Source organism: Sphingopyxis sp. (genome assembly GCF_036402335.1).
Lineage (GTDB): Bacteria > Pseudomonadota > Alphaproteobacteria > Sphingomonadales > Sphingomonadaceae > Sphingopyxis.
Genome location: NZ_DASWTD010000442.1, coordinates 1 through 3,680 on the forward strand (window position 1 = coordinate 1; position 3,680 = coordinate 3,680).

The window sequence follows — 3,680 nt, forward strand, 5'->3', positions numbered from 1 at the left end:
AGGTCGCGCGCATATTGCGCGAGGAGCATCGCTTTCAGGGCTATATCCACCTGAAGACGATCGCCGGCGCCGACCCCGGGCTGATCGCACTCGCGGGGCTCTATGCCGACCGGTTGTCGACCAATGTCGAATTGCCGACCGAGGCCGGGCTTTCGAGCTTTGCACCCGAGAAGAAGTCCGAGACGATCCGCAAGACGATGGCGTCGGTGCGCGTCGGCGCCGAGGATGCGATCGAAGCTGCGAAGAGCCGGCTGATCGGCAAGGCGATGCCGCCGCGCTTTGCGCCTGCGGGGCAGTCGACGCAGATGATCGTCGGGGCGGACACGGCGCGCGACGACGATATTCTGAAGACCGCGACGAACCTCTATTCGGGCTACCAGCTTCGGCGCGTCTATTATTCGGCGTACAGTCCGATCCCCGATGCGAGCGGCGACCTGCCGCCGGTGCGCCCGCCACTGATGCGCGAGCACCGGCTGTATCAGGCCGACTGGCTGCTGCGTTTCTATGGCTTCGAACGGGCGGAGATCATGGAAGGTGCGCGCGGCGGGATGCTTGATCTTGCGATTGACCCCAAGCTGGCGTGGGCGCTGATGCGGCGCGAGGCGTTTCCCGTCGACATTAACCGCGCGCCGCGCGAGTTGCTCCTCCGCGTGCCCGGACTCGGAACGCGCGCGGTCGACCGCATCGTCGCGGCGCGACGGCTGGGCAAGCTGCGGCTGGGCGATCTCGCCAAGCTGACCGCGTCGGTGAAGAAAATGCTGCCCTTCATCGTCACGCCTGACTGGCGGCCGGGCAAACTCACCGACAGCGCCGACCTGCGTGCGCGGTTCGCCCCGCCACCCGAACAGCTGGCGCTTGCGCTGTGAGGGCGGTGGTGCTCAGGGCGCCGGGCGACTTTGCCGAATGGCGGGGTGCCGCGCGGGGTTTGCTGGCGGGCGGGGTGCCGCCTGAAGAGGTGAGCTGGCGCGGCAGCGAAGAGGGCGCGTCGCTGTTCGGCGAAGAGGCTGTTCCGGCATCGACGGGCGCGGTCTCGCTGCCGCGTGAACTGCTTGAGATGGCGGAGCGGGTGATATGTCACCGCGATGCGGAAGTGCCCTCGCGGCTCTACCGGATCATCTGGCGCGCGGCGCGCGACCGGCAATTGCTCGCGCGGACGACCGACGACGATGTCGTCTGGCTGCGCGGGGCCGACAAGGCGATCCGCCGCGATGTCCACAAGATGCACGCCTTCGTCCGGTTCCGGCGGCTCGGCGAAGACGCGGCGGGGCGCGAGAGCTTCGCCGCCTGGTTCGAACCGTCGCACCATATCCTTCGGCTGACTGCGCCCTTTTTCCAGCGGCGCTTCACCGGAATGGACTGGGCAATCATCACCCCCGACGCGCGCGCGATCTGGCACGACGAAAAACTGGCCTACGGTCCCGGCGGCACGCGGGACGAAGTGCCCGAGAGCGATGTCGTCGAGGACCAGTGGCGCACCTACTATAGTGCGATTTTCAACCCCGCACGGGTCAAGATCGACGCCATGCGTGCCGAAATGCCGAAAAAATATTGGAAGAACCTGCCCGAGGCGCAGGATATTGCACCGCTGCTCGCGGGCGCCGAAGCGCGGGTGGAACGCATGCGCGAAGCGGCCGTTTCGATGGCGAACCCTCTGACCGACAAATGGCGGACGCGCGTGCCCGATGAATTGGCCCTCGACGACGATGAGAAGACGCTCGATGACATCGCGCGCGCGGTCGATCGCTGCACGCGCTGCCCGCTCTATTGCAACGCAACGCAGGGCGTCGCGGGGGAGGGGCCAAAGTCGGCAAAAATCATGCTTGTCGGCGAACAGCCGGGCGATCAGGAGGATCTGCAGGGACGGCCGTTCGTTGGGCCCGCGGGGCAGGTGCTCAACGAGGCGCTGGCGGAGGCGGGACTCGACCGGAGGCGGCTGTTCCTCACCAATGCGGTCAAGCATTTCAAGTTCGAACCGCGCGGCAAAAGGCGGCTCCACCAGAACCCGACGACAGGAGAGATCGACATCTGTCGCTGGTGGCTCGAGAAGGAGCGCGCACTCGTCCAGCCCGAACTGATCATCACATTGGGCGCAAGCGCGCTGCGCGGCGTGACGGGCAAGAGCGCGAGCATCAAGTCGATGCGCGGCACGGTCCATGAACTGGAAGGGGGAAGCAAATTGATCGCGACGATCCACCCCTCCTTCCTGCTGCGGCTTCCCGACCGCGAGCGCGCCGCAAAGGAACGCGAGATGTTCGTTGCCGACCTCGCGCTCGCACGGAAGCTCGCTGCCTGATGGCGAAGGCGAAGATCTGGATCGAGCCGCATCCGGGCGGCATCTATGTGAAGCCCGCCGACCTGTGGATCGACCCGTCGCGCCCGGTCGAACGCGCCGCGGTGACGCACGGCCACGCCGACCATGCGCGCAGCGGCCATGGTGCGGTGTTTGCGACTCCCGAGACGCTCGCGATCATGGCGCTGCGCTACGGCGTCGATGCCGAGGCGAGCCATAATCACGCGTTCGTCTATGGCGACGGGTTCGAGCGTGGCGGGGTGCGCTTCAGCTTTCACCCGGCGGGGCATGTGCTCGGCAGCGCGCAGATATTGATGGAATATGCGGGCGAGCGGATCGTCGTCACCGGCGATTACAAGCGGCGGCCCGATCCGACCTGCGCGCCGTTCGAGGTCGTGCCGTGCGATATCTTTATCACTGAGGCGACCTTCGGCCTGCCGGTGTTTCGCCATCCGCCGACGGTCGACGAGATCGCGAAGCTGATCGGTGCGGTGCGCGCCGAACCCGATCGTTCGGTGCTCGTCGGCGCCTATGCGCTCGGCAAGGCGCAGCGCGTGATTGCCGAATTGCGCGGCGCGGGGTGGGACGCGCCCATCTATATCCACGGTGCGCTCGAGAAGATGTGCCAGCTTTATGCGGTGCACGGCATCGACCTCGGCGAACTGCGGCTGGTGAGCGAAACCGACAAGGCCGAAATGGCAGGGCAGATCGTCCTCGCGCCGCCGTCGGCGCTGAACGATCGCTGGTCGCGGCGGCTGCCCGATCCGGTGACCGCGATGGCGTCGGGCTGGATGCGCGTCCGCCAGCGCGCACGGCAACGGATGGTCGAATTGCCGCTGGTGATTTCGGACCATGCCGACTGGGACGAGCTGACGACGACGATTTCGGAGGTGAACCCGAAGGAAAGCTGGATCACCCACGGTAGCGAGGACGGCCTCTTGCGCTGGTGCGAACTCACCCAGCGCAAGGCGCGCGCGCTGCACCTCATCGGGCGCGATCTTGAGGAGGAAGCGTGAAGCGCTTCGCTGCCCTGATCGACCGGCTGATCTACACGCGCTCGCGCAACAGCAAGCTCGCGCTGATCGTCGACTACCTGCGGCATACGCCCGACCCCGACCGCGGCTGGGCGATCGCTGCGCTGACCGAGAGCCTCGATTTTCCGGCGGTGAAGGCGGGGACGGTGCGGGCGTTGCTGGCAACACGGGTGGATGAGGAATTGTTCCGGCTGTCGCGGCATTTCGTCGGCGATACGGCCGAGACGGCAGCTTTGCTCTGGCCGGAAAACAAGCCCCTCCCCTTCAGGGGAGGGGTTGGGGTGGGGGCTATCGGCCTTGGTGCAACCTCGACGGCCCCCACCCCCGGCCCCTCCCCTGAAGGAGAGGGGGGACTA

3 protein-coding genes and 1 pseudogene are annotated in these 3,680 nt (G+C 66.8%); all 4 read left to right on the plus strand.

The annotated features are described in order from the left end of the window. Positions 1-866, plus strand: an 866-nt coding sequence (locus VGD20_RS14200) for a radical SAM protein (protein WP_331135073.1), incomplete at its 5' end; no start/stop codon positions are given. An 8-nt stretch (positions 867-874) separates the two neighbouring features. After that, the gene (locus tag VGD20_RS14205; RefSeq protein ID WP_331135074.1) at positions 875-2,293 is read left to right on the plus strand and encodes a UdgX family uracil-DNA binding protein; all 1,419 of its coding nucleotides are present in this window, start codon (positions 875-877) and stop codon (positions 2,291-2,293) included. Next, positions 2,293-3,306, plus strand: a complete 1,014-nt coding sequence (locus VGD20_RS14210) for a ligase-associated DNA damage response exonuclease (protein WP_331135075.1) — start codon at positions 2,293-2,295, stop codon at positions 3,304-3,306. The genes VGD20_RS14205 and VGD20_RS14210 overlap by 1 nt, the downstream gene beginning before the upstream one ends. Further along, positions 3,303-3,680 (plus strand): annotated as a pseudogene (locus tag VGD20_RS14215) (ATP-dependent DNA ligase); the annotation flags it as partial. The gene VGD20_RS14210 and the pseudogene VGD20_RS14215, both read left to right, overlap by 4 nt.